The organism is Flavobacterium coralii (assembly GCF_019891545.1).
GTDB lineage: Bacteria > Bacteroidota > Bacteroidia > Flavobacteriales > Flavobacteriaceae > Flavobacterium > Flavobacterium coralii.
In genome coordinates this window covers 206,964-230,351 of sequence record NZ_JAHDIU010000004.1, presented here as the reverse complement: position 1 = coordinate 230,351, position 23,388 = coordinate 206,964, and the positions used below count along the sequence as shown (strand labels likewise).

The window sequence follows — 23,388 nt, the reverse complement described above, 5'->3', positions numbered from 1 at the left end:
ATCTATTTGCAGAAATTATTGTTTTGTAAAAACAAGTGTAGCAGGTATGCTTGTAGTTTGCACCTGGCCATCAACTTCAACTTCAACCTCATACCACCTTTCGTCATATATAGAAAGTGTGTTGCCTGATACTGTTCCTGTCATTTCTTCTTCGCCATCACCCATGTCATATGTAAAGGTAACAGTGTTTCCGCTGAGGGACCAGTCAGCAGGAGCAGAAGCTTCATAACAACCAAAAAAGTAATAGTTAAGTGTCATTACAGCTGTATTGTTGCTGTTAAACACAAGCTGGGTTTCGTCGAAACATTCTGTCTCGGCAATAAAGTCGGTAGATTCAACATCATCACCATTTATGTCAAGCGGCTCATCGGTAGTTAATGCTGTTAACTTCCATGTACCCACAAGGCTGGTTTGATTGTTGTTTGTAGATGAATTATCATCATCTGAGCACGACATAGCCATAATTGCTACTGCGGCAAGCATAAAAAACTTCTTCATAATTATTTTTTAATTTCGGGCAAAGATATATTAAATTAGTTGAAAGCCAAATATTTAACATTTAGCCGCTATGGGTTGAGTTTCCAGGTATTCAATTGCTGCATGGCATGATAGGCAGTCAGGTCAAACTGCACCGGTACAAGAGAGACATAACCATTTGCCAGTGCCCATTCGTCAGTATCGTTACCATCTTCAAGTGTTACAAACTCTCCGGTAAGCCAGTAGTAATCGCGCCCCTGCGGGTTCGTGCGTTTGTCGAACCGCTCTTCCCATATTGCTTTTGCCTGTCTGCACACTTTTATACCTTTAATTTCTTTCTCTTTCAGTTTAGGGAAATTCACATTCAGTATCACACCATCCGGCAGCCCGTTCTCCAATACCTGAAGCGCTATTTTCCTTATAAAAGATTTTGTAGGTTCAAAATCGGCATTCCATTCATAATCCAGTAAAGAGAAGCCTATGGCGGGTATGCCTTCAATCCCTGCTTCTACAGCGGCACTCAGCGTGCCTGAATAGATAACATTGATAGATGAATTTGAGCCGTGGTTAACACCCGAAACGCACAGGTCGGGCTTGCGTTTCAGTATCTCGTGCACGGCAAATTTTACACTGTCAACCGGCGTACCGGAGCAACTGTATTCCTGCTCAACATCAGGGTCTATATTCACTTTGTTAATGAACAGCGTGTTGTTTATGGTGATGGCGTGCCCGGTAGCTGACTGCGGGCTGTCGGGAGCTACAACCACCACGTCACCAATGGTCTTCATAACGCTTATCAGGGCACGTATGCCCGGTGCAGATATACCATCATCATTTGTTACCAGTATAAGGGGTTTTTTCTTCATCAGGTAGTATTTTCAAAATAAGAATTGTACTTTTACGTTTGCTAAAATACGTAAATTTATACTGTAGCCATTACTGTAAAATGCCGGCGGAGTTTTAGTGAGTGATTTTTTGGCACAATTTTTTATATAAATTTATTATTAATGAATGCTATTATCCGATATATGAAAAGAAACTATAAGATATTGATGATTGTTGCTGTGCTTGCAGTGGCATTGTGGAGTTTTATCCCGAAACAGCAACAGGCTAACGACCCCGAAAAAGACAAGCTCCTGATTGAGCTGATAACATTTGTAATTGAAAAAGGGCATTATGACCCTGCTGATATAAATGATGAGTTTAGTAAAGGTGTTTATAAAAGCTACCTGGAGAGCATAGACCCTTCTAAGCGCTTTTTTACCCAAGCTGATATAGACGAGTTTTCTAAATATGAGACGCAGCTTGATGATATGATACTGAACAAAGACCTATCATTCTTCGACCTGACCTACCAAAGGCTGATGGAAAGGATTGATGAGGCTGAAGGTTTTTATAAAGATATACTTGCCAAGCCGTTTGATTTTACCGCTAACGAGCAGTTTAATGTAGATTATGAGCACCAGCCATACCCTAAAAATGATGCTGAACTAAGAAAACGCTGGGAAAAGCAGCTAAAGTTATCGGTACTTTCTACAGTTACAGATAAGCAAAAAGTGCAGGATGCACCGGCTGACGCCAACAAAGAGTTAAATAAGATAGATGATGCCGGCAACGCTAAGAAGCCTGCTGATAAAAAAGCTGACGGAACTAAAAAATCTTTTGCTGAACTTGAAAAAGAAGCGCGCGAATCTACTCTGAAATCACTAAACGAGTATTTTGATTTTATAGATGACCTGAAGCGTGAAGAATGGTTTACCATATACATCAATGCAATTGTAGAGCGCTTTGACCCACATACATTTTATTTTGCGCCTGAAGACAAAGAAAAATTTGACACCCGCATGAGGGGTTCACTTGAAGGTATTGGTGCAAGGCTGCAAAAGAAAAGCGATTATGTAGAAATATCAGAACTGATTCCCGGCGGCCCGGCATGGAGAGGCAAAGAACTTGAGCAGGGCGACCTGATTATGAAAGTAGCCCAGGGCAGTGAAGAACCTGTGGATATTGCAGGTATGCGCCTTGATGATGTGGTTAAAAAAATTAAAGGCCCTAAAGGCACAGAAGTACGCCTTACGGTTAAAAAGGTTGATGGTACAATAGATGTGATTTCTATAGTGCGCGACCTGGTAGAGATTGAGGAAACCTATGCTAAATCAAGTGTTGTTAAAAAAGACGGGAAGTTGTATGGTATAATTAACCTGCCGCAGTTTTATATCGACTTTGAAAATAAAGACAGCCGTGATGCCGCTAAAGATGTTGCCATAGAAGTGCAAAGGCTGAAAGAGCAGGGGGTTGAAGGTATTATTATGGACCTTCGTAATAACGGTGGCGGCTCGCTAAAGACTGTTGTTGATATTACAGGATTATTTATAGAAAAAGGCCCTGTAGTGCAGGTGCGCTCGCGCTCTGACGACGGCAGGCCAAGCGGTAAAGTAGAAGTGCTTAGTGATAACGACCCTAAAGTGCAGTGGGATGGCCCTCTTGTAGTGTTGGTTAACAACTTCTCTGCATCTGCATCAGAAATTTTTGCAGCGGCAATACAGGATTATAACCGTGGTGTTGTAATGGGTAGCAAGCATACTTATGGTAAGGGTACTGTGCAGAATGTAATAGACCTTAACCAGTTTGTGCGCAGCAGCACTTTTGGCGACCTTGGTGCGCTTAAAACCACCACCCAGAAATTTTACAGGATTAATGGTGGCTCTACGCAGCGCGAAGGTGTAATGAGCGATGTTGTAATGGCCGACAGGTATTCGTACCTTGATATGGGTGAGCGTGATATTGATAATGCCATGCCATGGGATAAAATTAACCCGGCGACATATAACATCTTTAAAAATGATTTTGATCCTATTATTGCCCGCAGCAAGAAAAGGATGGAAAACAGCCCGCAGTTCAGGCTGATGGATGAAAACGCCAAATGGGTGAGCGAGCAGAAAGACGATTATACTTTTGACCTGAATATAGAAAAGTTTAAAGCCGATCTGGCTAAGAACGAAGCCATAACTAAGAAGTTTAATGCGCTTAACGATTATAAGAGCGGGCTTACTTTTGAACCGTTACCGCAGGACAAAAAAATAATGGATAAAGACCCTGAGCTTGCCGAGAAAAAAGAAGCATGGTTCGAGAGCCTTTCAAAAGATATTTATGTAGAGGAAGCTTTAAATGTGCTGGAAGACATGCAGAGCAGCAAATCGAACAAAAATGCCATTACTATTGGCAAAAAAGAAAAGGTGGTTAAAACCAGATAATTAATGGATAAAACCGGAAAATCTCTTACCGGACTGGCGCTCCAAAAGTTTAAAAAAAACTTTTGGGGCGTTTTAAGTTTCTGGTTTATCGCATTAATGGTTTTTGTTGCCTTGTTTGCCTATGTGCTGGCGCCTGACAAAACAAAGAATGCCAACTGGGGCGACCTGTCTATCAGCAGTAAGTCACCCGGTTTTACAGTTACTATGATAACCCTGCCTGCTGCAACTAATTATGATAAAAGCTGGACACATTATTTTACCGGCAGGCCTTATGCAGTGCCTAAAGTGCCCGTACTTGATTATAAACTCTCAGCTGATAGCCTTACCTATACCGAGTATGCCGATGAGCCTTCATTGGCAGTAACTAAATCTGTAGCACTTTCTGCATACAATAACGGCATGACTGCTCAGGCTGTAGAAAAAGAATATATTCAGAAACAAAAATTTATATTAGGTACCGACAGCCAGGGCAGGGACTTGCTCAGCAGGCTGATAGTAGGCTCACGGGTTTCTATAGCCATAGGGTTTGTGGCAGTATTTATATCGCTTGTGGTTGGTATCTTTTTTGGCGCTATAGCCGGTTATTTTGGCGGTAAAACAGATGCTTTTGTAATGTGGTTGGTAAATATAATCTGGTCTATACCCACACTGTTATTGGTAATTGCCATTACCCTTGCACTGGGCAAAGGTTTTTGGCAGGTGTTTATAGCAGTTGGGCTAACCATGTGGGTAGAGGTTGCCCGCGTGGTGCGCGGGCAGGTTATGGGCATTAAACAAATGCAGTTTGTAACGGCTGCAAGGGCATTAGGCTACCGCGACGCGCGGATCATCTTTAGCCATATACTGCCTAACAGTATGGCGCCTGTAATTGTTATTTCGGCTGCTAACTTCGCGTCTGCCATACTTGTAGAAAGCGGCCTTAGCTTTTTGGGGCTTGGCGCACAGCCGCCTGTGCCGAGTTGGGGCGGCATGATTAAAGACCACTACAATTATATTATTTTAGGCAAGCCCTATTTGGCACTTGCACCCGGTATTGCCATGTTGTTGCTGGTACTGGCCTTTATGATGGTGGGTAATGCCCTGCGTGATGCATTGGATGTAAAAGCGAAATAATAGGTTTTTGAAAGGCTATAATTTTAATTCAGAGTTCTCTATAGACGCGTCTTTAGTAGCTTTCTGATTTAGCTTTCTACCACTCATTAACCTTATTGGCATCAAGCTTTATAAAGATAAATAGCAGGATGGTAAAAGCAAAAAGGCTCGAGCCACCATATGAAAAGAAAGGCAGCGGTACTCCTATTGTAGGGAAAAGCCGTATAAGCATGGCTATATTCACGAAAAAGTGCATAAACAGGATGGAGGCCACACAATAGCCATACGTCCTGCTAAAGCTTGATTTTTGGCGTTCTGCAAGGTATATTATCCTGATGAACAATGTAACAAAAATACCGATAACCAAAATAGCTCCGGAAAAACCCCATTCTTCCCCCACAGTGGTAAAAATATAGTCTGTGTGCTGTTCCGGTACAAATCCGCCTTTTGTCTGTGTCCCTTCAAGATAACCTTTTCCTGTCCACCCACCTGACCCAATGGCAATAAGCGACTGGTTGAGGTTATAACCTTCTGCCTGCTGGTTAACTTCTTCGCCAAAAAGTACATCTATCCTGTCTTTCTGGTGGGGTTCCAGTACGTTATCATATACAAACCCGGTTGAATAGGTAAACCCTGCTATCGCGATAAACAAAAGCGTGTATAGTATCGGGTTTCGGTGCGCCCTCCTGCTTAAAAAATAATGTATCAGCATAACCCCTAACACTATTAGCAATATAAACGGCAGTCGCAGAAACAATGAAGCAAAGAAAAGCACTATGGCTATAACACCCGTCCATAAATACCACGATGGCAGCCCATCGCGATAAAGTGCTAAAATTAAAGCCGCAAAAATCATGGCACTACCCGCATCCGGCTGCATCATAATAAGCATTACCGGCAGTGCTATTATGCCAAAGGCAATAAGCTGGTGCTGTGTGTTTTTAAGGCTTATCTGCACGTCACTTAAAAATTTAGCAAGCACAAGGGCAGTAGCTATCTTGGCAAATTCCGATGGCTGCAAACCAAAGCTCCCGAAAGAATACCAGTTGGTTTGGCCCTTAATGGTTTTACCAAAAACAAAAAGCCCCGCTAAAAGCACTATTGAAGCGCCGTAGAAGATGAGGGCATACTTTTCATAGATCTTGGCATCTACAGTGAGTACCACAAAAATAAGCGGTATGGTTACGAGTATAAAAAGTAACTGCTTACCGTATATCTGGCTCAGGTCGAATATAGAGGTTGTCTCTGTAGGCAGCGAGGCAGAGTATATAGTCATCCAGCCCATAACCACCAGTATACTATACAGCAGTACGGTCAGCCAGTCTATGTTATTGCTTACACTCTGGTTTTTCATGCAAGATTAGCCTCTTTTAGTATTATTGATTGATCCTGAACGGCTGCCCGCTTATTACTTTTTCATATTCCTGCTTAAGCCCTTTTGTAAGCATTTTTGTTTCAAGGTCTTTGCGGGTAATTGTTCCCTTCAGGTATTTTTCTATCATCAGCGTGGCTATAGGCCCTGCCCAACGTGCGCCCCAATAACCATTTTCCACAAAAACGGCAATGGCAATTTTAGGGTCATGGCGCGGTGCAAAAGCCACAAAAATAGAGTGGTCGGTAAGCTGTGTTCGCACACCGTTTATCTTGGCAAAATTCTCTGCAGTACCGGTCTTACCGCAAATTTCTATATCGGGCACACCCAGCCCGCGTGCAGTACCTAAGTTATACACATCATAAAGCCCATCTATAACCGGCTGAAAATACTGTTTGTCTATAGAAGTGTAATGCTTACCGGTAAACTTAGGGTCTATCTTGCCATCCTGTATTTTTTTAATAATGTGGGGCGTATAGTAATACCCCTGATTGGCAACAGTAGCCATCATGTTGGCAAGCTGTATAGGTGTCATCAATACTTCACCCTGGCCAATCGAATTTGATATAATGGTAGAGCTGCGCCATCCGCCGTTAGGGTAAAATCTTTTATAAAATTTAGAAGTTGGGATAAGCCCTTTACGGCCAGGTGGCAGGTCGTACCCCAAAAAGTCGCCCAACCCGAAACTCTTCAGGTGGCTGCTCCAGGCATTTACACCATATTCAGGTTTTGTGTATTTATCAATAGTAAGCTTAAACGTATTGGCAAAATAGGTGTTGCACGATTTATAGATGCCCTCATGCAGCCTGTTGGTACCACTGTCGTGGCAGCGCATAAACGCACCGCGCCCGTAGCTGAAACCGTGATGGCAGGTAAAGGCTGAATTTTCGTTGATAACTTCTTCCTGTAACCCAATAAGCCCCGTCAGGATTTTAAAAGGTGAGCCCGGAGGATATTCGGCAAGGAGGCCCCTGTCAAATAGCGGCATACCAATAGTGTCATTCTCCAGCATCCTGTAGTTCTTAGAACGGTCACGCCCTACAAGCAGGGCGGGGTCATAAGTAGGGGCGGTAACAAGTGCGAGTATTTCACCTGATTTTGGCTCTAAGGCTACTATGCCACCGCGCTTTTCAAACATCAGTGCTTCGCCGTACTTTTGGAGTTCAATATCAAGCGTGAGTGTAATATCACGTCCCTTAACGGCTAATGTATCATAAATACCATCTTTAAAAGAACCTATTTCGCGGTTAAAACGGTCTTTTTGTATATACTGCACGCCTTTAACGCCGCGAAGTACATCTTCATATACCTGCTCTACACCCTGGCGGCCAATAAGGTCGCCGCTTTTGTAATACGGATTCTTCGCAATAGTAGCTTCGCCAACCTGCCCTATGTAGCCAAATACATTTGCAGCGGCATTTACCTGGTAATCCCTTAGTGAACGCTTAACAATATCAAAACCTTTAAAGCGCCTTATCTTTTCCTGAAAGGCAGCAAAATCTTTTTTGCTGAGTTGCGAAAGGAAAACCGAGGGGAGGCGCGGACTATAAACTTTTGCTTTTTCTACCCTTTCTAAAAAATATCCTTTGGTTACATTAAGAAGGCGGCAAACCTCCATAGTGTCGAGGTCTTTTTCCATTTCATTGGGTGTCACCATAATGTCGTAAGACGGCTGGTTGGCAACTAAAAGTTTACCATTACGGTCGTATATATAGCCCCGCTCCGGGTACTCATACTTAATTTTAATGGCATTATTCTCTGATTTTTTAATGTAGGAATCATCAAGTACCTGTAAATAGAACAGCCTTGCTACTATCAGGAGTGCGGCAGCAATTATAAGAGCTGGCAGTAAGATTTTTCTCATTGTTTGCCCGGCTTAATTAAGTAGATTATTATAATGCAGAGAGTAAGCGTAAACAGGGTTGCAATAAACATCCTTAAAAGGCTGTCCAGTAAAAAGCTAAGCCTGAATACTTCCAAAAGGTATAAAATTAAATGATGTATTACAACAGAAATGAGTATAAAAGAAAACCTTTCGGGCGATAGTTTTTCATTAATCTTGATAGTCTGGTATTCGTAACTGAGCCCGAACGAAAATTTAAAGATTGAGGGCCTTACATAAGCCAGTACTAATGAAGCGGCGGCATGCACCCCACCAGAATTGGTAAACATATCTATAAACAAACCAAGCAGGAATGATGAAACCAGCAGCAGGGCACGGTTACCGTTTACAGGGTATAATATAATGAATAAGATATATGGGTATGGGTCTGCCAGCCCGAACAGGTCTATACGGTTAAAAACCACTACCTGCATAAGCAGTAGTATAATAAAGCGTGCTATGTTTATTATTACGGTACTACTCATCTTGTGTGGTGGTTTCTTCCAGCTCTATAATTTCGTCACGGTCTTTGTTGGCAATTATATATACGTGCCCAAGGCTTGTCATGTCATTAAACAGCCTTACGTTAAGAAAATAATAGTTCGTTTTCTCGTTTATAAAAACTTTGTCTATAACACCAATTGGCACATCTTCGGGAAATATAACAGAGCGGCCTCCGGTAACAACAGTATCGCCTTTATTTACTGCTGCAAGTCGCGGTACATCTGTTAGTTGTGCAAAGCCGGCATTTTCGCCATCCCAAACCAAAAAGCCGTAATGGTTGTTTTTCTTAAGCTTGGCAGCCAGCTTAAACTTCAGGTTAAGCACGCTGATTACTGTAGCATAGTTTTTAGAAACATTTTCTACAATACCTACAACACCCTGACTGCTAACTACACCCATATCCGGTTTTACACCATCCGCAGAACCACTGTTGATAGTAAGGTAGTTTTCGTGTACGTTATAAGAATTGGCTATAACCTTGCTTTGTATCACCTCAAAATTACCCATAGCATCGGGTATTTCTACCGGGGGCACGTTAGCAGTATCCTGTGTATTGAAAAGCAGTTTTTTTAACCTTGCGTTTTCTTCTGCAAGTTTTTCATTCTGGTCTTTAAGGCTGAAATATTCCTCTACCTTGTTTACTTGTTCGTAAACATAGCCGCTAACGGCATTAGCCGATGATATAGCCCTGCTGCGGTGGTAGGAATGCGATTGTATGGTGAGCGTTAACGATATCCCCAAAAGCAGCAAAAACAGTATCAGAATACTGTTTTTAAATATAAAATTTAATATTTGCTGCATCTGCTATTTCTTTATTTTATGAGTATGCTCCTGAATTTCTGTAGGTTTTTTAGTGCCATTCCTGTTCCTCTTACAACGGCCCTTAGCGGGTCTTCGGCAATGTAAACAGGGAGGTCGGTTTTTTGCGATATCCTTTTGTCAAGCCCCCTCAGCATTGAGCCGCCCCCTGCAAGGTATATCCCGGTGTTGTATATATCGGCTGCAAGTTCCGGCGGGGTCTGGCTCAGGGTTTCCATTACCGCATCTTCAATTCGCTGTATCGATTTGTCCAGCGCTTTTGCAATTTCACGGTACGAAACATCAACCTGTTTTGGCTTACCTGTTAAAAGGTCACGCCCCTGTACCGACATTTCCTCCGGCGGAGAATCAAGGTCTTCCAGCGCGGCGCCAATCTGTATTTTTATTTTCTCTGCAGTACTCTCACCCACAAAAAGGTTGTGCTGGGTACGCATATAGTAAACAATATCATTAGTAAATACGTCTCCGGCAATTTTAACCGACTTATCGCACACGATACCGCCCAGCGCTATTACAGCAATCTCGGTAGTACCACCGCCAATATCTACAATCATGTTACCTTTTGGCTGCATAATATCTACCCCGATACCTATTGCCGCTGCCATTGGCTCGTGTATCAGGTAAACCTCTTTACCGTTTACACGCTCGGCACTCTCTTTAACCGCACGCATCTCTACCTCGGTAATGCCCGATGGTATGCAGATAACCATGCGCAGGGCAGGGGTAAACAGCTTCTTCTTTAATGCAGGTATGCTCTTAATGAACATGCTTATCATTTTTTCAGACGCATCAAAGTCGGCAATAACCCCGTCTTTAAGCGGGCGTATGGTTTTTATGTTCTCATGGGTTTTGCCCTGCATCATGTTAGCCTCTTTACCCACCGCGATGATTTTGCCGCTAACGCGGTCGCGGGCTACTATAGAGGGGCTGTCTATAACTACTTTGTCATTATGTATGATGAGGGTATTTGCGGTACCAAGGTCAATGGCAATGTCCTCGGTCATGAAATCAAAAAATCCCATACGTGTTCAGGGTTTATATATTATAAAAAATTTAGCCTACAAAAATAATAAAATTAATGTTTAAAATGGCGGGTACCTGTAAATACCATTGCCACATTATTTTCATTGCAGTAGTTTATGCTCAGTTCGTCTTTTATAGAGCCTCCCGGCTGTATTACAGCTGTAATTCCTGCCTCTTTTGCCAGCTCCACACAATCCGGGAACGGAAAGAAAGCATCACTTGCCATAACGGCGCCGTTAAGATCAAAATTAAACGAATTGGCTTTTTCTACTGCCTGCCTTAATGCATCTACACGCGAGGTTTGCCCCGTGCCCGATGCACAAAGTTGTTTATTCTTCGCGAAAACTATAGTATTCGACTTGGTGTGTTTGCATATTTTGCTTGCAAAAAGCAGGTCTTCCACTTCGTCGTTTGTAGGTGATGTTACCGTAACGGTTTGCAGGTGCTCTTTATTGTCTGTAATATTGTCTTTATCCTGAACCAGTAAACCGTTAAGGCAGGTGCGCACCTGTTTTTCAGGTAGCGTAGTTTCATGCTGCACCAGTAATATCCTGTTTTTCTTTTCTTTCAGTATTTCTTCTGCCTCGCTGCTAAAGCCCGGTGCTATTACCACCTCGCAGAAAAGCTTGTTTATTTCTTCGGCTGCGTCTTTGTCTATAGCTGTATTGCTGATAAGCACCCCGCCAAAAGCAGAAGTAGGGTCGCCGGCAAGTGCATCAAGGTACGCCTCTTTTACGGTTGGCCTTGTGGCCAGCCCACAGGCATTGTTGTGCTTTAATATGGCAAATGTTGGCTCATCATCTTTAAATTCCTGCATCAGGTTTACGGCAGCATCTACATCTAAAAGATTGTTGTAAGAAAGCTCCTTGCCGTGCATTTTGGTGAACATCTCATCAAAATTACCGAAGAAGAACCCCTTTTGGTGCGGGTTTTCGCCATAACGAAGCGTTTGCCCGTTAGCAACACTTGCCTTAAAATAAGTATCGTCAGTATTAAAATAGTTAAAAATAGCCGTATCGTAATTAGATGACACGTGGAAAGCCTTAGTGGCAAAATGCCTGCGCTCCTCTGTAGTTGTGGCGCAGTTATTTTTAGTAATGGTTTCAAGGAAAAGGCTGTAATCTTCTACCGAGGCTACTATAACAGTATCTTTAAAATTCTTGGCAGCCGCACGGATAAGTGAAATACCGCCTATGTCAATTTTTTCGATGATATCAGCTTCAGGTGCGCCCGATGCCACCGTTTTTTCAAAAGGATATAAATCTACAATAACCAAATCGATCTGTGGAATGTTGTATTCCTGCATTTGCTGCACATCGCTTTCGTTATCCTGGCGGTTAAGTATGCCACCAAATACCTTAGGATGAAGCGTTTTTACACGTCCGCCAAGTATAGAAGGGTAAGAGGTTACATCTTCTACCGCCACAACAGGTATGCCAAGCTCTTTAATAAAAGTCTCGGTACCTCCGGTTGAGTAAATAGTAACATTATGTTCGTGCAATTTGCGTACAATCGGCTCAAGGCCTTCCTTATCAAAAACCGAGATTAATGCCGAAGAAATGGTTTTAAGTGTGCTCATTTTGTTGTGTTGTGTTTAGAAGCTGCAAAAGTAGTTAATGAAGGCTTAACATTCAAAGCCACAGGCACCATAATTTCAGGTTTTTTATTTTATTATTTGATGTTTTAGGTTTTTGCAAAAAAAATATTGAATTTTACATCAACACAAATAAACAGCTATGCTTTTATACCTGCGTTTGCTAAAAGAAAGCCTTTCTTTTGCCCTTAGTGCGCTAACCAATAATAAATTGCGCACATTCCTTTCGTTACTGGGGGTTACCATTGGTATCTTTTCTATCATTGCCGTGCTGGCAGCGGTAGATTCCCTTGACAGGAAAATTAAGGCCGACCTTAGCAAAGTAGATAAAAACACCATGTACCTGAAACGGTTTTCATTCGGGCCCTCTGATATACCGAGGTGGAAGCGTGAGCAGTTCCCCGATGTGAGCTATGATGAATACCAGTACCTTAAAGATGCGGTACAGTCTATAGACCATCTTGCCTTCCAGATATTTACCAAAAGCGAGAACCTTAAATATGAAGATAACATTGCCAGCAATGTAAATGTAGTGCCTGTATCGTATGAATTTGAAGATATTCAGAGCCTCGAAATAGCACAGGGCAGGTTTTACAACGAATCAGAAAGCAACTCCGGTAACGCGGTTGCTGTTATTGGTTACGAAATTGCACAAACCCTTTTTGGCGATACCGACCCTATAAATAAAAAGTTCCGTATGTACGGGCAGCGCTTTACAGTAATTGGCGTATTAAAAAAGCAGGGCGAAAGTACTTTTGGGCCGAGTAATGACACCTCTGTAATTATTCCTGTGAATTTTATCCGCCAGATGTATGGCGACCATAATGATTTTATGACGCCCATAATTGTTATAAAACCAAAATCGGGAGAAGATCCTGAGGCCGTAAAGGGCGAAATAATACAGAAACTGCGCAGCTACCGCGGTATAAAAGCCGGCGATATTGATAATTTTATTATAGATATACTTGCCGGGTTTACCGATTTGATAGACAATATAATAGGACAGATGAAGGTTATCGGCTGGATTATAAGCGGCTTCTCATTACTGGTGGGTGGTTTTGGTATCGCTAATATTATGTTTGTTTCGGTTAAAGAGCGCACCAACCTTATTGGTATTCAGAAAGCCCTTGGTGCCAAGAACCGTTTTATATTGTTCCAGTTTTTATTTGAGGCGGTTATATTATCGGTAATAGGCGGCCTTGTGGGTATGCTTATGGTTTGGGGTATTGCCGCTGTACTGACCAAATTACTGGAATTTGAATTTATACTCAGCTTCTCCAATATTATTATTGGTACCGGCTTAGCCTCTTTTATTGGTTTGATATCGGGTATATTACCTGCTATTTCTGCCAGTAAGCTGGATCCTGTTGAGGCAATAAGGAGTGGAATGTAAGTTTTTAATAACTTAGTTGGATGCAGTACAAAGATTTCTATACTTAAAAATTAATCCAAATGAATAATAAAACTGAGGTTACGTTATTGGTTGATAAAGTTAAGGAGAGAATTGTTGAATTTAAAAAATCAACCGTTGAAGTTGATAACGTAACAAGAAACGATTTATGTGCTATAGAAATTGCAGCGTGTTTACTTGAGTTAAAGGAAGTATGTAATAGAAGTATAAAATCTGAAGAGATGTATTGGTTCCAAGGTGAAAGATTTATCGAAGACTCTTTTAGAAATGATAAAGAATATTCAGATTTATATTACAATTACATGAAAATAAAATCTTTTATCAAATAATAAGTTATGTGTTTTGAAAATTGCTCATGTTGGATCTATTTTTTTTGCTAAGTAATTCTTTCTATGAGACGTTAATAACTATAATAAAATGATTACAGTCCTTCACGCTGAATATATTTAAAAACTAAACCCCCAGCCAGTAGCTGGGGGTTTGTTTTTTATCTTATCGGTTGGTTCTGTATAAGGTCAAGGTAAAGGTTAATCTTGTCTTTCAACTCCTTTCGCGGAGTGATAAAATCAAGGAAACCGTGTTCCAGTACAAACTCTGCTGTCTGGAAACCTTCCGGCAGGTCTTTACCTGTAGTATCTTTTACCACACGCGGGCCCGCAAAGCCTATAAGCGCTCCCGGCTCACTGATGTTAATATCGCCAAGCATAGCATAAGATGCTGTTGTACCACCCGTTGTAGGGTCTGTACATAATGATATGTAAGGTATCCCCGCATCGGCAAGCTGTGCCAGCTTAGCAGAAGTCTTGGCAAGCTGCATTAATGACATAGCCGCTTCCATCATCCTTGCGCCACCTGACTTAGATATCATCAGGAACGGTATTTTGTGCTTGATGGAGTAGTCTATGGCACGGGCTATTTTTTCGCCCACCACAGCACCCATAGAACCACCAATAAAGGCAAAGTCCATACAGGCAATAACAAGGTCTTTGCCTTTAGATTTACCTACTGCTGAACGCACGGCATCCTTAAGGCGGGTCTTGTCCATAACTTCCTTAAGACGGTCGCTGTATTTTTTGGTATCAACAAACTTAAGCGGGTCTTTACTGGTAATGCCTGCATCAAGCTCTGTAAATTCGTTATCATCAAAAAGAATGGAGAAATACTCCTTGCTGCCTATCCGCACGTGGTAACCGTCTTCGGGGCTTACGTAATAGTTACGTGCCAGCTCGTCGGCATCCACAATTTTACCGGTAGGCGATTTGTACCATAAACCTTTAGGTACATCTTTCTTGTCTTCGGTTGGTGTCTGTATTCCTTTCTCCGTTCTCTTAAACCAAGCCATATTATTTCAGTTTAAATAAAAAAGCTGCCGCCTGTTGCAATACAACAGCCGGCAGCTTTAAGTTCATTATAGGGTGTTAACGTTATTCAGGTCTTCAAAGGCCTGTTCAAGCCTTTTGTTAAAGGTAAGTTCGCCTTCGCGTATCCATTTCCTCGGGTCGTAGTGCTTTTTATTCGGGCTGTCTGCGCCTTCAGGGTTACCAATCTGAGTTTTAAGATAATCAGCTTTGCTGCCCATGTAGTCGCGGATACCTTCTGTAAAGGCAAACTGCAGGTCGGTATCAATATTCATCTTGATAACACCATAAGAAATGGCTTCCCTTATCTCTTCAAGCGTAGAGCCTGAACCGCCGTGGAAAACAAAATCTACAGGGTTTGCTCCGGTATTGAATTTCTGCTGTACATACTCCTGAGAGTTTTTAAGGATTTTCGGGGTAAGCTTTACGTTACCCGGCTTGTAAACACCATGCACGTTACCAAAGGCAGCGGCTATGGTTATCTTGTCAGAAACTTTTAAAAGCTCTTCATAAGCATAAGCTACTTCTTCAGGCTGTGTATATAGTTTAGAGCTGTCAACATCAGAGTTATCTACGCCGTCTTCTTCACCACCTGTAATACCAAGCTCAATTTCAAGGGTCATGCCCATTTTGCTCATCCTTTCAAGGTACTCCTTACAAATTTCTATATTTTCTTCAATCGGCTCTTCGCTAAGGTCAAGCATATGCGAACTGAATAGCGGCTTACCGTGTTCTTTATAATGTTGTTCGCTGGCATCAAGCAGCCCGTCTATCCAAGGCAAAAGGTTTTTTGCGCAATGGTCAGTATGCAGTATAACGGTAGCGCCATAAGCTTCGGCAAGTGTATGTATGTGTTTTGCACCGGCTACTGCACCAAGTATTGCCGCTTTCTGGCCATCGTTGCTAAGGCCTTTACCGGAATTAAAAGCAGCGCCTCCGTTAGAGAACTGTATAATTACAGGGGCTTTTAGTTTTGCCGCAGTTTCCAGCACACCGTTAATGGTGCTGCTGCCTGTTACGTTTACCGCAGGTAGGGCAAACCCTTTTTCTTTGGCATATTTAAATATCTCCTGTACCTGGTCTCCGGTAGCTACACCGGGCTTAATATTATGAGCCATTAGTTGTTAGTTTTAGAGTTTGTGATGTACAAAAATAGTACTTTTAGTTTTAGAATGGATAATTAATACCTACATTATAAACAGCATGGGCAAAATTATACTCTTTAAACCACCTGTCGTTTACCGGCCTGCCGGGGTTGTAAGTTTTAAAACCAATATCAAACCTTACTACGAAAAAGTTTAAATCGTAACGGAAGCCAAACCCCGAGCCAAAGGCCAGGTCGCGGAATGAGCTAAGCCCGTTAAAAATATATTTAGGTTGGTCCTGGTTATCAAAAACATTCCAGATATTGCCCACATCGCCAAATATAGCCCCGTTCAATTGCCCGAACAGGTTAAAACGCAATTCCGCACTATACAGCATTTTAAGGTTGGCTTCATTAAAATCGTTAACACTGCCGCTGCTGCCCGGCCCCAGGCTGTAGGACTGCCATGCACGGTTATCGTTACTTCCCCCTGCAAAATAGCTTCGTGTAAAGGGTATGTTGTCAGAGTTGCCGTAAGGCACAGCCAGCCCGAAAAATGCCCGCATTGCCAGTACCCTTTTATGCGTAAGATCGAAGTGCTTTATAAAATCAAGTTCTCCTTTTACATATTGTGAGTATTCTACATCAAGAAATGTCCTGTTGCCGCTGGTGCTGCGGTTGTTCTTTTCGGTTAAAGATGAAATTAATGATAGTGTGTTTCCTGCCGTTTCTAATTTTGTTTTAAAAATAAAAAACTCACTATCATTTAAATTATCCTGCGTTGTGGTGGTATAGGTAAAATTAGTTGCCGATATCAGGTTGTTTTCGGTAAGCCTTCGCCTGCGTTCTTCTATACTGCGCACTTCGCGCCTATCCTGTGCCGTTGTTGTTATGTCGCCGCCATCTACACCGGTTATAAACGCTCTTGTGCCTTCTTCAATATTCAGCCGCACATCTCCGTCACTGTCAACACTATAGTAGGTTGGGTTCAACTGTTCCGCATAGGTATTGGCAATATCATTAAGCCTGTCGTAAGATGAATTATATACAAAAAAGTAATTATCGGGGTTAACGTTCCGTATGTACTGAATGTTAAACAGGTCCAGCCTTGCCGTGCGGTTCCTTTTGGGTATCCAGTTATAATTTAGCACACCTGTAAAGCTCTCCTTATCGAGGCCTATGTTCTTTTGCCTGCTGATACCCAGGCTTAGTAATGAGGCAGGAAGCATTTCCTTCCGTATTATGTTATCAGTGTTTAGCGGAAAAAATATTCTCGGGATGCTGAGCTTTGCATCCGCGCCATACTCCAGTATGTTGAAAAAGCTCCTGTCGCTAATGGCAGGGTCTCTCGAAGAGCCTATGTTGCCACGTAGGGTAAGATCTAAAATTTCAGCACCGCGAAACAGGTTGCGGATGGAAAGCCCTGTGCTACCCTGAATACCCATATCCTGAATGTTGGAGTGGGTAAGGTCTATACCATACAAGAGCTTAAAGTTATCGCGTGGTTTCAGGTAAATGTTGGCAATAAGAGATGAGCCTTCTGTGTCTGTGCTGTCAACCACATAATTAATATTAGGATAATAGAACACCCTTAGGTTATTGATATACCTGTAGGTAAGCACCCTCCTGAAATCGGCAAAGGTACTGCCGGGCGTTATAAAAACCGGATCGGTTAACGCCTTTGGCCTGTAATTAAGCTTACCGTTACTAAATATGCGGAAGCCATTGTATGTAGTGCTGTCTATGGTACCATTTGGGTCGGCGGCATTTTGGGTGTAAATATTTACCTGGCTTACCTTGAAAATTTTGAAAGGGCGCGTAAATGTACTGTCGCCCCTGCGGACGGTTTCATTATCAATAATAAGGTCAACATTAGCTTTATACCCTGTGTTTACAGTATCTACAATGTAAGAAATATAATTGGGTTCAAAGCGATACACCCCCCTGTTAAGGAAGTAGTTGGCAATACGCTCACGCTCGCCTGTAAAATCAGTTTCGTTATATTGCTTTCCGCTTTTAATTAGCGATTCATCTTTTATTTTTTGATACAGCGTATCAAGCACCGGAGACTCAATGTAGGTTGCTATAGAATCTACAACATAAGGTTTTCCTGTTTCTACAGTATAATTAACCTGTGCTTTTTTTACACCAAGTGTATCTACACGATAGCCTACCTTGGTACGGAAGTACCCTCTTTTATAATAGTAAGAAAGCAGCCTGTTAGCTGATTTACGCACCCGGACAGGATCTACAAGTACAGGTGGCTCGCCTACTTTTTTTAGGAAGTTGCTTAAACCTGCAACAATAAAAGATTCGCCAAGCCTTTGTACCTGTTTTTCAGAAAGCAGCTTGCGCAGGTTTTCGTGCCTTTGCGGATTGCGTGCCAACCAAGCCTGGTATGAAGAGTCGGCATCTTTTTTTGCAAGGTTATACAGGTGAAGCCTTAAGTGGTAACCCAATATACTTGTGTTTGGCTGCTGATAGAGCTGTTCCTGCAGTGCTTCCTCTTTCTTCTCTTCGCCATTAACGGTTATGGTGTTCTCTTCCAGCAGGTGCCTGTTATCGGGAACCCTCTTTACGAGCGAACACGAATATAAGAGCAGTACCGATAAAAGAATTAGTGCTATTTTTGTTATTTTATTTTTCAATGTGCGGGTGCCAAATAGTAATTCAAAAATACATTTTTTATGATTAGCAAGAACCAAATTAAGCTAATAACGGGATTGCAGCAAAAAAAATACCGAAAGCAGCATAAACTCTTTTTTGCCGAGGGCGTAAAGGTAGTGCGGGAACTGCTTGCATCCAATTTTGAATTGCATTCTTTGTTTACCACATTGCCTGATTTTAATGAGGTTGAAGACAATAAAAAATATACAATAACCGAAGCAGAGCTTAAAAAAATAAGTGCGCTTACTACCCCCAATACGTGCCTTGCCGTTTTTGAAATGCCCGAACCCGTACCTGTAGAAAACCACGGACTTATTATGGCGCTTGATGATGTGCGCGACCCGGGTAATCTGGGAACTATAATTAGGCTTTGCGACTGGTTCGGGATAGAGCATCTCGTGTGCTCAGAACAGTCGGCAGATATATATAACCCAAAAGTAGTACAGGCTACTATGGGGAGCCTCTCAAGGGTAAATATAAGTTATACTAATCTTGAAGATTATTTAAGCACAACCACACTGCCTATATTAGGTACTTTTATGGATGGTGATAATATTTATACAGGTAAAATGCCTGAAGAAGGCATTATAATTATGGGTAATGAAGCCAATGGTATTTCGGCAGGGGTAGAGGCATATGTAACCAAACGCATAGCCATACCGCGCTTTGGCAGGCTGCAGGAAACCGAAAGCCTTAACGTGGCAACTGCCGCCGCAATAGTGCTAAGCGAACTGAAGCGGAATTTTAGTGGAAAGTAAAATTGATTAAAATAGCACGCGTTTTCATCGAGTTTACGTTGCCGGTGTAAATACTGTTGGGGTCGTTATCTCGGATAAGCTCATCCTCTAAGCCGAAAACACCACGTATGGATGGTGAAAACTTAAAGTATTCAAAATAAAGATCTACACCAAAACCTATTTCCCAGTTGTTGGTCATTTTCTTCATCCTGAATATCTGGGCATAGTTGTCATCTTTTGCATCCTGGTTACTGCTCAGATTAAGTGTGCGCGAAAATCCACCCACAAGGTAAGGCCTTACATTACCTGTACGTAATGCAGAAAATTTAAGCAATAGCGGAAAATGTATGTATGTCGATTTTACTTCCCTTAACCTGTCAAATTCATCTTCAACCTGCGGAAAAGTAAGGTTGCGCTGGGCATAATACAGCCCCGGCTCAAAACGAAGGTCTAAATGTTCAAACAGTCGCAGGTTGCCCACAAGCCCCACATTAAAACCTGTGGTTTGCTTAACTATAATATCAGCCTGGGGGGTGTTGTTATAATCAAACTTAAAGCCATAACTGTTAAAACCTAAAAAGTAACCCCAGTGAACCCTTTGCTTATCAAAGTTTTCGAGGTTTATAATAGGGTCTTTAGAAAATACCTGCGTGCCGAACTGCGCGTTGCAGTACAGGCCCGAAAGCAATGCTATGTAAACCAGAAATTTTTTCATGCTCATTTTTTTGAAGCGGAATATATAGTAGCCACTCCCATTGTTTGCGGCAAATCTTTCACCTCTATAAACCCGATTTTCCTTAAAATATTGTTTAGTGCCTCACCATAAGGAAAAACAGAGGCCGATTCGCTTAAGTAGGCATAAGCCGATTTATCTTTAGAGAACAGCCTGCCTATAACAGGCAGTATGAATTTTGAGTAAAAACGGTAGCCCTGCTTATACGGAAAGCGTGTAGGTACAGAAGTTTCGAGTATTACAAAAATGCCGCCCGGCCTTAATACCCTTAAAATTTCGGAAAGGCCTTTTTCAAGATTTTCAAAATTGCGTACACCAAAAGCTACAGTAATGGCATCAAAATAATTGTCTTCAAACGGAAGGTTTTCGCTGTCGGCCAAAACCATTTTTATCTTGCTGTCAAGTTTGCGTTCGCTTATTTTTTTTCGCCCCACATCAAGCATTCCCGCTGATATATCGGCACCCACAATTTCGGTTGCAGAGGTTGCCGTCATTAAAATAGCAAGGTCGCCTGTTCCGGTAGCTATGTCAAGAATGGTTTTCGGCTTGGTGTCGGCCACCATTTTCAAAACTTTTTTACGCCATTTCACATCAATACCAAACGAGATTACGCGGTTAAGCCCGTCGTAATTTTCAGAAATGGTATCAAACATCTGCGCAACCTGTTCTTTTTTGCCCAGTCCGGAATCTTTATATGGAGTAACGTTTTTTGACATTGCGGTATTTTGCGCAAAGATAGCAGAAGTTTTAATAATAATATGTTATAAAGCGCTTAAGTATGAAACTACTGGGAGTAACACCTTATTATATTAAGATAAAATAATAAACTGGTTAACAAACAAAAAGCTCCGCAGTTGCAGAGCTTTTATACGTTTTGACGTTTTTTCATGTCATAAAAAGTGACCATGACTGGATTCGAACCAGCACGCCTTGCGGCACCACCCCCTCAAGATGGCGAGTCTACCAATTTCTCCACATGGCCGGGCAGATGTAAAACAAAAAAAGTTAAGCGGGCAGATGTTGCAGCTTAACTTTTGTGACCCGACTGGGGCTCGAACCCAGGACCCCAACATTAAAAGTGTTGTGCTCTACCAACTGAGCTATCGAGTCGTGGCATTAAGGAAACTAAGATCATTTGTGACCCGACTGGGGCTCGAACCCAGGACCCCAACATTAAAAGTGTTGTGCTCTACCAACTGAGCTATCGAGTCATTTTATCATTCCCTGAATGCGGGTGCAAATATACGGATGTATTATTTATTAATCAAAGCCAATTTATTATATTTTTGGGTTTTTTATAGTTAATTTATATTAACCTATTAGTATATAACTACTTATTGCATGAAAAAAATTATTTTGTGTGGCTATATGGCTTCCGGCAAGAGCACTGCAGGCCCGCTTTTAGCATCTGCATCAGGGCTTAAGTATATTGATCTTGATGCTGTTATAGTGCAAAATACAGGGAAAACAATTCCGCAGCTCTTTCAGGAAAGCGAAATTAAATTCCGCAAAACAGAGCATGAAACCTTAAAAGAAATTGTGCAAAGCGATAATGGTTTTGTGCTTAGCCTGGGTGGCGGAACGCCCTGTTATGCCAATAATCATCTTTTTTTGGAGCAGGAAGATGTTATATCAATATACCTTAAGGCATCAATCCCCGAAATTGTAAAACGGCTCGCTGCCGATACTACCGAACGCCCTTTGTTAAAAGGTTTGCAGGTAGATGCTTTAACGGAATTTATAGGGCAGCACCTGTTCGAGCGAAGCTATTTTTATAATAAAGCAAAGCACACAGTGATAACCGATGGCAAGAGCCCCGAAGTTGTTGTCAATGAAATTATGAGCCTTTATTAGCTAAGAAAGGCGTAAGCCTCTTCAGTATTAAAAACAACCTGTATATGCTCTTTTAATGAAGTGGACAACGACAAGCCTTTAAAGTCAGCTTTAACAGGATATTGCTTGTGGTTACGGTCTACTAACACGGCTGTCTTAAATTTTTTAAGCGGTACTTCAAGAAAGTGCTTAACACCATAAATAAGGGTTGTGCCCGAGTTTAAAACATCATCAATCAATACCAGTGCTTTATTGGTATATTCTTCTGCAGATAAGGAAGTTGCTACTCTATCCAAAGGGTTTTGTTTATTGATTTTTACCTCACACAGCGTTACCTTCAGGTCAGAAATTGAATTTAACTCATTAGCCAGTTTTTGTGCGAAGATATATCCATTGGTGGCAATACCCGCCAATACCACTTCTTTTTCATCAGAAAAAGTTTCATATATCTGGTACGCTATTCGCTTTGTTTTATGCTCTATTTCCTGCTGTGTTAAGATTATATGTTTCATCAGGTTAGTGTTATTTTTTCTCAAAGATAAAAAAGAGTTCTTTTCCTGCCCGCGGCTTGATTGAATTATAGGCTTCTTCCATCTTATTAATAGTGAAGTGAGGGCTGAAAATTGCTTCATATTCTTCTACAGATCCACCAAAAGGCGGACCCTGCTCCGTTAGGGGAAAGCTGAACAGAAGCCCTGCCAGTCTGCCTCCCGGTTTTAGCAGGCTGTACATCTTTTCAGCATATTGTTTTCTTAATGCGGGATTCAGTGCACAAAAAAACGTCTGCTCTATAATCAGGTCATATTCTCCTGCATGGTCAAAAAAGTCGCCATGTATTATATGGCTGTCAGGTACTTCAGGAAGCCGTGCTTTAATGTTTTGCAACGGGGTTGAGGCTATATCTATAACATAGCTGTTGTTAAACCCCTGTTGTAGTAAGTATTCAAACTCATGCCCGTTACCGGCCCCGGGCACCAGTATTTTCAGGTTTTTATCGGTTAGGTTATCTATATAGTGCTTTATGGGAGTGGTTACGCTGCCTGCATCCCATCCCGTCTGGTTGTTTTTGTAGCGTTCTTCCCAATAGTTACTGTCAAAATTCATTGTCGTCGTCAAAATCAAAACCCTCATCGGTATAATCTTCAATATCCCTTCTGTCTTTTTTAGTTGGGCGGCCTGTGCCTTTGACCCTGTAGTGCTCTTTGCTTAATCTTAGCATTTCCAGATGCTCGAAAGCCTCGGCAGGGGTTTCATCTTTTCGGTACACATCTACAAGTTTAGGGCCTACGCGGTTTTGCGGAATATCAATCACGGTTAGCTGGTAATTGATCTGGTCGCGCCTCACGGTTATCTTATCCATTTTAAAAACCTCCCGCGACGGCTTTACCTGTTGCCCGTTTACAGATATATGCCCTTTCTTGCAGGCCTCTGTAGCTATATTGCGTGTTTTGTAGTAGCGCACACACCATAAATATTTGTCAATCCTCATACTAATCTCTAAAAATCGTTGTTATAGCTGTACAAAAATAGCGGAAAATTGTATCTTGC

22 protein-coding genes and 3 tRNA genes are annotated in these 23,388 nt (G+C 41.9%); 6 read left to right on the top strand and 19 right to left on the bottom strand.

Annotation, left to right across the window (positions count from 1 at the left end):
• Nucleotides 1-15 precede the first annotated feature (15 nt).
• Entirely contained in the window at nucleotides 16-498 is a 483-nt protein-coding gene (locus KJK34_RS08480; RefSeq protein WP_223053430.1) for a lipocalin-like domain-containing protein, read from the bottom strand.
• Between the two features lie 68 nt (nucleotides 499-566).
• Nucleotides 567-1,346, bottom strand: a complete 780-nt coding sequence (gene surE / locus KJK34_RS08475; RefSeq protein WP_223053592.1) for a 5'/3'-nucleotidase SurE — start codon at nucleotides 1,344-1,346, stop codon at nucleotides 567-569.
• A gap of 138 nt (nucleotides 1,347-1,484) precedes the next feature.
• On the opposite strand from surE, the gene KJK34_RS08470 reads away from it, so the two are divergent.
• Both KJK34_RS08470 and KJK34_RS08465 read left to right on the top strand, forming a co-directional pair.
• Nucleotides 1,485-3,731 (top strand): carboxy terminal-processing peptidase, encoded by a 2,247-nt coding sequence (locus KJK34_RS08470; protein WP_223053429.1) that lies wholly within the window; start codon nucleotides 1,485-1,487, stop codon nucleotides 3,729-3,731.
• A gap of 3 nt (nucleotides 3,732-3,734) precedes the next feature.
• Entirely contained in the window at nucleotides 3,735-4,844 is a 1,110-nt protein-coding gene (locus KJK34_RS08465; RefSeq protein WP_223053428.1) for an ABC transporter permease, read from the top strand.
• A gap of 76 nt (nucleotides 4,845-4,920) precedes the next feature.
• Here the strand turns inward: KJK34_RS08465 and rodA are convergent, their stop codons facing one another.
• From rodA to purH, 6 genes are read right to left on the bottom strand one after another with little or no spacing between them, the layout of a single operon-like run.
• Nucleotides 4,921-6,177, bottom strand: a complete 1,257-nt coding sequence (rodA, locus tag KJK34_RS08460; protein ID WP_223053427.1) for a rod shape-determining protein RodA — start codon at nucleotides 6,175-6,177, stop codon at nucleotides 4,921-4,923.
• A gap of 22 nt (nucleotides 6,178-6,199) precedes the next feature.
• On the bottom strand, nucleotides 6,200-8,059 hold the full coding sequence (mrdA, locus tag KJK34_RS08455) for a penicillin-binding protein 2 (RefSeq protein ID WP_223053426.1): 1,860 nt from the start codon (nucleotides 8,057-8,059) through the stop codon (nucleotides 6,200-6,202).
• Nucleotides 8,056-8,562, bottom strand: coding sequence for a rod shape-determining protein MreD (locus tag KJK34_RS08450; RefSeq protein ID WP_223053425.1), 507 nt, complete (start codon nucleotides 8,560-8,562; stop codon nucleotides 8,056-8,058). Before KJK34_RS08450 ends, mrdA begins: the two co-directional genes overlap by 4 nt.
• Complete coding sequence (gene mreC / locus KJK34_RS08445) at nucleotides 8,555-9,382, bottom strand: rod shape-determining protein MreC (RefSeq protein WP_223053424.1); 828 nt, start codon at nucleotides 9,380-9,382, stop codon at nucleotides 8,555-8,557. Before mreC ends, KJK34_RS08450 begins: the two co-directional genes overlap by 8 nt.
• Nucleotides 9,383-9,393: 11 nt before the next feature.
• Complete coding sequence (locus tag KJK34_RS08440; protein ID WP_223053423.1) at nucleotides 9,394-10,422, bottom strand: rod shape-determining protein; 1,029 nt, start codon at nucleotides 10,420-10,422, stop codon at nucleotides 9,394-9,396.
• 53 nt (nucleotides 10,423-10,475) lie between these two features.
• On the bottom strand, nucleotides 10,476-12,002 hold the full coding sequence (purH, locus tag KJK34_RS08435) for a bifunctional phosphoribosylaminoimidazolecarboxamide formyltransferase/IMP cyclohydrolase (RefSeq protein ID WP_223053422.1): 1,527 nt from the start codon (nucleotides 12,000-12,002) through the stop codon (nucleotides 10,476-10,478).
• A 157-nt stretch (nucleotides 12,003-12,159) separates the two neighbouring features.
• Here purH and KJK34_RS08430 point away from each other — a divergent pair, with 157 nt between their 5' ends.
• Entirely contained in the window at nucleotides 12,160-13,410 is a 1,251-nt protein-coding gene (locus tag KJK34_RS08430) for an ABC transporter permease (RefSeq protein ID WP_223053421.1), read from the top strand.
• A 59-nt stretch (nucleotides 13,411-13,469) separates the two neighbouring features.
• Complete coding sequence (locus KJK34_RS08425; protein WP_223053420.1) at nucleotides 13,470-13,757, top strand: hypothetical protein; 288 nt, start codon at nucleotides 13,470-13,472, stop codon at nucleotides 13,755-13,757.
• Nucleotides 13,758-13,915: 158 nt separating this feature from the next.
• On the opposite strand, the gene accD is transcribed toward KJK34_RS08425, so the two are convergent.
• The 3 genes from accD to tamL all read right to left on the bottom strand — a co-directional run bounded on the left by accD (nucleotide 13,916) and on the right by tamL (nucleotide 18,518).
• Nucleotides 13,916-14,770 (bottom strand): acetyl-CoA carboxylase, carboxyltransferase subunit beta, encoded by an 855-nt coding sequence (accD, locus tag KJK34_RS08420; protein WP_223053419.1) that lies wholly within the window; start codon nucleotides 14,768-14,770, stop codon nucleotides 13,916-13,918.
• 66 nt (nucleotides 14,771-14,836) lie between these two features.
• Nucleotides 14,837-15,904: a class II fructose-bisphosphate aldolase gene (gene fbaA, locus KJK34_RS08415; protein WP_223053418.1), complete on the bottom strand. Its 1,068-nt coding sequence runs from the start codon at nucleotides 15,902-15,904 to the stop codon at nucleotides 14,837-14,839.
• Nucleotides 15,905-15,953: 49 nt separating this feature from the next.
• The gene (gene tamL, locus KJK34_RS08410; RefSeq protein ID WP_223053417.1) at nucleotides 15,954-18,518 is read right to left on the bottom strand and encodes a translocation and assembly module lipoprotein TamL; all 2,565 of its coding nucleotides are present in this window, start codon (nucleotides 18,516-18,518) and stop codon (nucleotides 15,954-15,956) included.
• Between the two features lie 39 nt (nucleotides 18,519-18,557).
• Between tamL and KJK34_RS08405 the strand changes: the two genes are divergently transcribed.
• Nucleotides 18,558-19,295 (top strand): TrmH family RNA methyltransferase, encoded by a 738-nt coding sequence (locus KJK34_RS08405; protein WP_223053416.1) that lies wholly within the window; start codon nucleotides 18,558-18,560, stop codon nucleotides 19,293-19,295.
• On the opposite strand, the gene porT is transcribed toward KJK34_RS08405, so the two are convergent.
• From porT to KJK34_RS08380, 5 genes are all read right to left on the bottom strand, one after another.
• Nucleotides 19,282-19,989, bottom strand: coding sequence for a type IX secretion/gliding motility protein PorT/SprT (gene porT / locus KJK34_RS08400; RefSeq protein ID WP_223053415.1), 708 nt, complete (start codon nucleotides 19,987-19,989; stop codon nucleotides 19,282-19,284). The two genes, KJK34_RS08405 and porT, sit on opposite strands and share 14 nt — an antisense overlap.
• Nucleotides 19,990-19,991: 2 nt before the next feature.
• The gene (ubiE, locus tag KJK34_RS08395) at nucleotides 19,992-20,723 is read right to left on the bottom strand and encodes a bifunctional demethylmenaquinone methyltransferase/2-methoxy-6-polyprenyl-1,4-benzoquinol methylase UbiE (protein WP_223053414.1); all 732 of its coding nucleotides are present in this window, start codon (nucleotides 20,721-20,723) and stop codon (nucleotides 19,992-19,994) included.
• Between the two features lie 184 nt (nucleotides 20,724-20,907).
• A tRNA-Leu gene (locus tag KJK34_RS08390) sits at nucleotides 20,908-20,989 on the bottom strand.
• A 55-nt stretch (nucleotides 20,990-21,044) separates the two neighbouring features.
• Nucleotides 21,045-21,117: transfer RNA gene (locus tag KJK34_RS08385), tRNA-Lys, on the bottom strand.
• A gap of 28 nt (nucleotides 21,118-21,145) precedes the next feature.
• Nucleotides 21,146-21,218, bottom strand: a tRNA-Lys gene (locus KJK34_RS08380).
• A 130-nt stretch (nucleotides 21,219-21,348) separates the two neighbouring features.
• Here KJK34_RS08380 and KJK34_RS08375 point away from each other — a divergent pair.
• Nucleotides 21,349-21,861, top strand: a complete 513-nt coding sequence (locus KJK34_RS08375; RefSeq protein WP_223053413.1) for a shikimate kinase — start codon at nucleotides 21,349-21,351, stop codon at nucleotides 21,859-21,861.
• On the opposite strand, the gene KJK34_RS08370 is transcribed toward KJK34_RS08375, so the two are convergent.
• From KJK34_RS08370 to KJK34_RS08360, 3 genes are read right to left on the bottom strand one after another with little or no spacing between them, the layout of a single operon-like run.
• Nucleotides 21,858-22,355 (bottom strand): phosphoribosyltransferase family protein, encoded by a 498-nt coding sequence (locus tag KJK34_RS08370; RefSeq protein ID WP_223053591.1) that lies wholly within the window; start codon nucleotides 22,353-22,355, stop codon nucleotides 21,858-21,860. The genes KJK34_RS08375 and KJK34_RS08370 overlap by 4 nt on opposite strands.
• 7 nt (nucleotides 22,356-22,362) lie before the next feature.
• Nucleotides 22,363-22,944 (bottom strand): methyltransferase, encoded by a 582-nt coding sequence (locus KJK34_RS08365; protein ID WP_223053412.1) that lies wholly within the window; start codon nucleotides 22,942-22,944, stop codon nucleotides 22,363-22,365.
• On the bottom strand, nucleotides 22,934-23,329 hold the full coding sequence (locus KJK34_RS08360) for an RNA-binding S4 domain-containing protein (protein ID WP_223053411.1): 396 nt from the start codon (nucleotides 23,327-23,329) through the stop codon (nucleotides 22,934-22,936). The genes KJK34_RS08365 and KJK34_RS08360 overlap by 11 nt, the downstream gene beginning before the upstream one ends.
• Nucleotides 23,330-23,388 lie beyond the last annotated feature (59 nt).

Excerpts from the sequence above, each read along its gene's own strand:
- KJK34_RS08480 (WP_223053430.1), bottom strand. The coding sequence starts at position 498 with ATGAAGAAGTTTTTTATGCTTGCCGCAGTAGCAATTATGGCTATGTCG.
- KJK34_RS08470 (WP_223053429.1), top strand. The coding sequence starts at position 1,485 with ATGAATGCTATTATCCGATATATGAAAAGAAACTATAAGATATTGATG.
- KJK34_RS08465 (WP_223053428.1), top strand. The coding sequence starts at position 3,735 with ATGGATAAAACCGGAAAATCTCTTACCGGACTGGCGCTCCAAAAGTTT.
- rodA (WP_223053427.1), bottom strand. The coding sequence starts at position 6,177 with ATGAAAAACCAGAGTGTAAGCAATAACATAGACTGGCTGACCGTACTG.
- mrdA (WP_223053426.1), bottom strand. The coding sequence starts at position 8,059 with ATGAGAAAAATCTTACTGCCAGCTCTTATAATTGCTGCCGCACTCCTG.
- KJK34_RS08450 (WP_223053425.1), bottom strand. The coding sequence starts at position 8,562 with ATGAGTAGTACCGTAATAATAAACATAGCACGCTTTATTATACTACTG.
- mreC (WP_223053424.1), bottom strand. The coding sequence starts at position 9,382 with ATGCAGCAAATATTAAATTTTATATTTAAAAACAGTATTCTGATACTG.
- KJK34_RS08440 (WP_223053423.1), bottom strand. The coding sequence starts at position 10,422 with ATGGGATTTTTTGATTTCATGACCGAGGACATTGCCATTGACCTTGGT.
- purH (WP_223053422.1), bottom strand. The coding sequence starts at position 12,002 with ATGAGCACACTTAAAACCATTTCTTCGGCATTAATCTCGGTTTTTGAT.
- KJK34_RS08430 (WP_223053421.1), top strand. The coding sequence starts at position 12,160 with ATGCTTTTATACCTGCGTTTGCTAAAAGAAAGCCTTTCTTTTGCCCTT.
- KJK34_RS08425 (WP_223053420.1), top strand. The coding sequence starts at position 13,470 with ATGAATAATAAAACTGAGGTTACGTTATTGGTTGATAAAGTTAAGGAG.
- accD (WP_223053419.1), bottom strand. The coding sequence starts at position 14,770 with ATGGCTTGGTTTAAGAGAACGGAGAAAGGAATACAGACACCAACCGAA.
- fbaA (WP_223053418.1), bottom strand. The coding sequence starts at position 15,904 with ATGGCTCATAATATTAAGCCCGGTGTAGCTACCGGAGACCAGGTACAG.
- KJK34_RS08405 (WP_223053416.1), top strand. The coding sequence starts at position 18,558 with ATGATTAGCAAGAACCAAATTAAGCTAATAACGGGATTGCAGCAAAAA.
- porT (WP_223053415.1), bottom strand. The coding sequence starts at position 19,989 with ATGAAAAAATTTCTGGTTTACATAGCATTGCTTTCGGGCCTGTACTGC.
- ubiE (WP_223053414.1), bottom strand. The coding sequence starts at position 20,723 with ATGTCAAAAAACGTTACTCCATATAAAGATTCCGGACTGGGCAAAAAA.
- KJK34_RS08375 (WP_223053413.1), top strand. The coding sequence starts at position 21,349 with ATGAAAAAAATTATTTTGTGTGGCTATATGGCTTCCGGCAAGAGCACT.
- KJK34_RS08365 (WP_223053412.1), bottom strand. The coding sequence starts at position 22,944 with ATGAATTTTGACAGTAACTATTGGGAAGAACGCTACAAAAACAACCAG.
- KJK34_RS08360 (WP_223053411.1), bottom strand. The coding sequence starts at position 23,329 with ATGAGGATTGACAAATATTTATGGTGTGTGCGCTACTACAAAACACGC.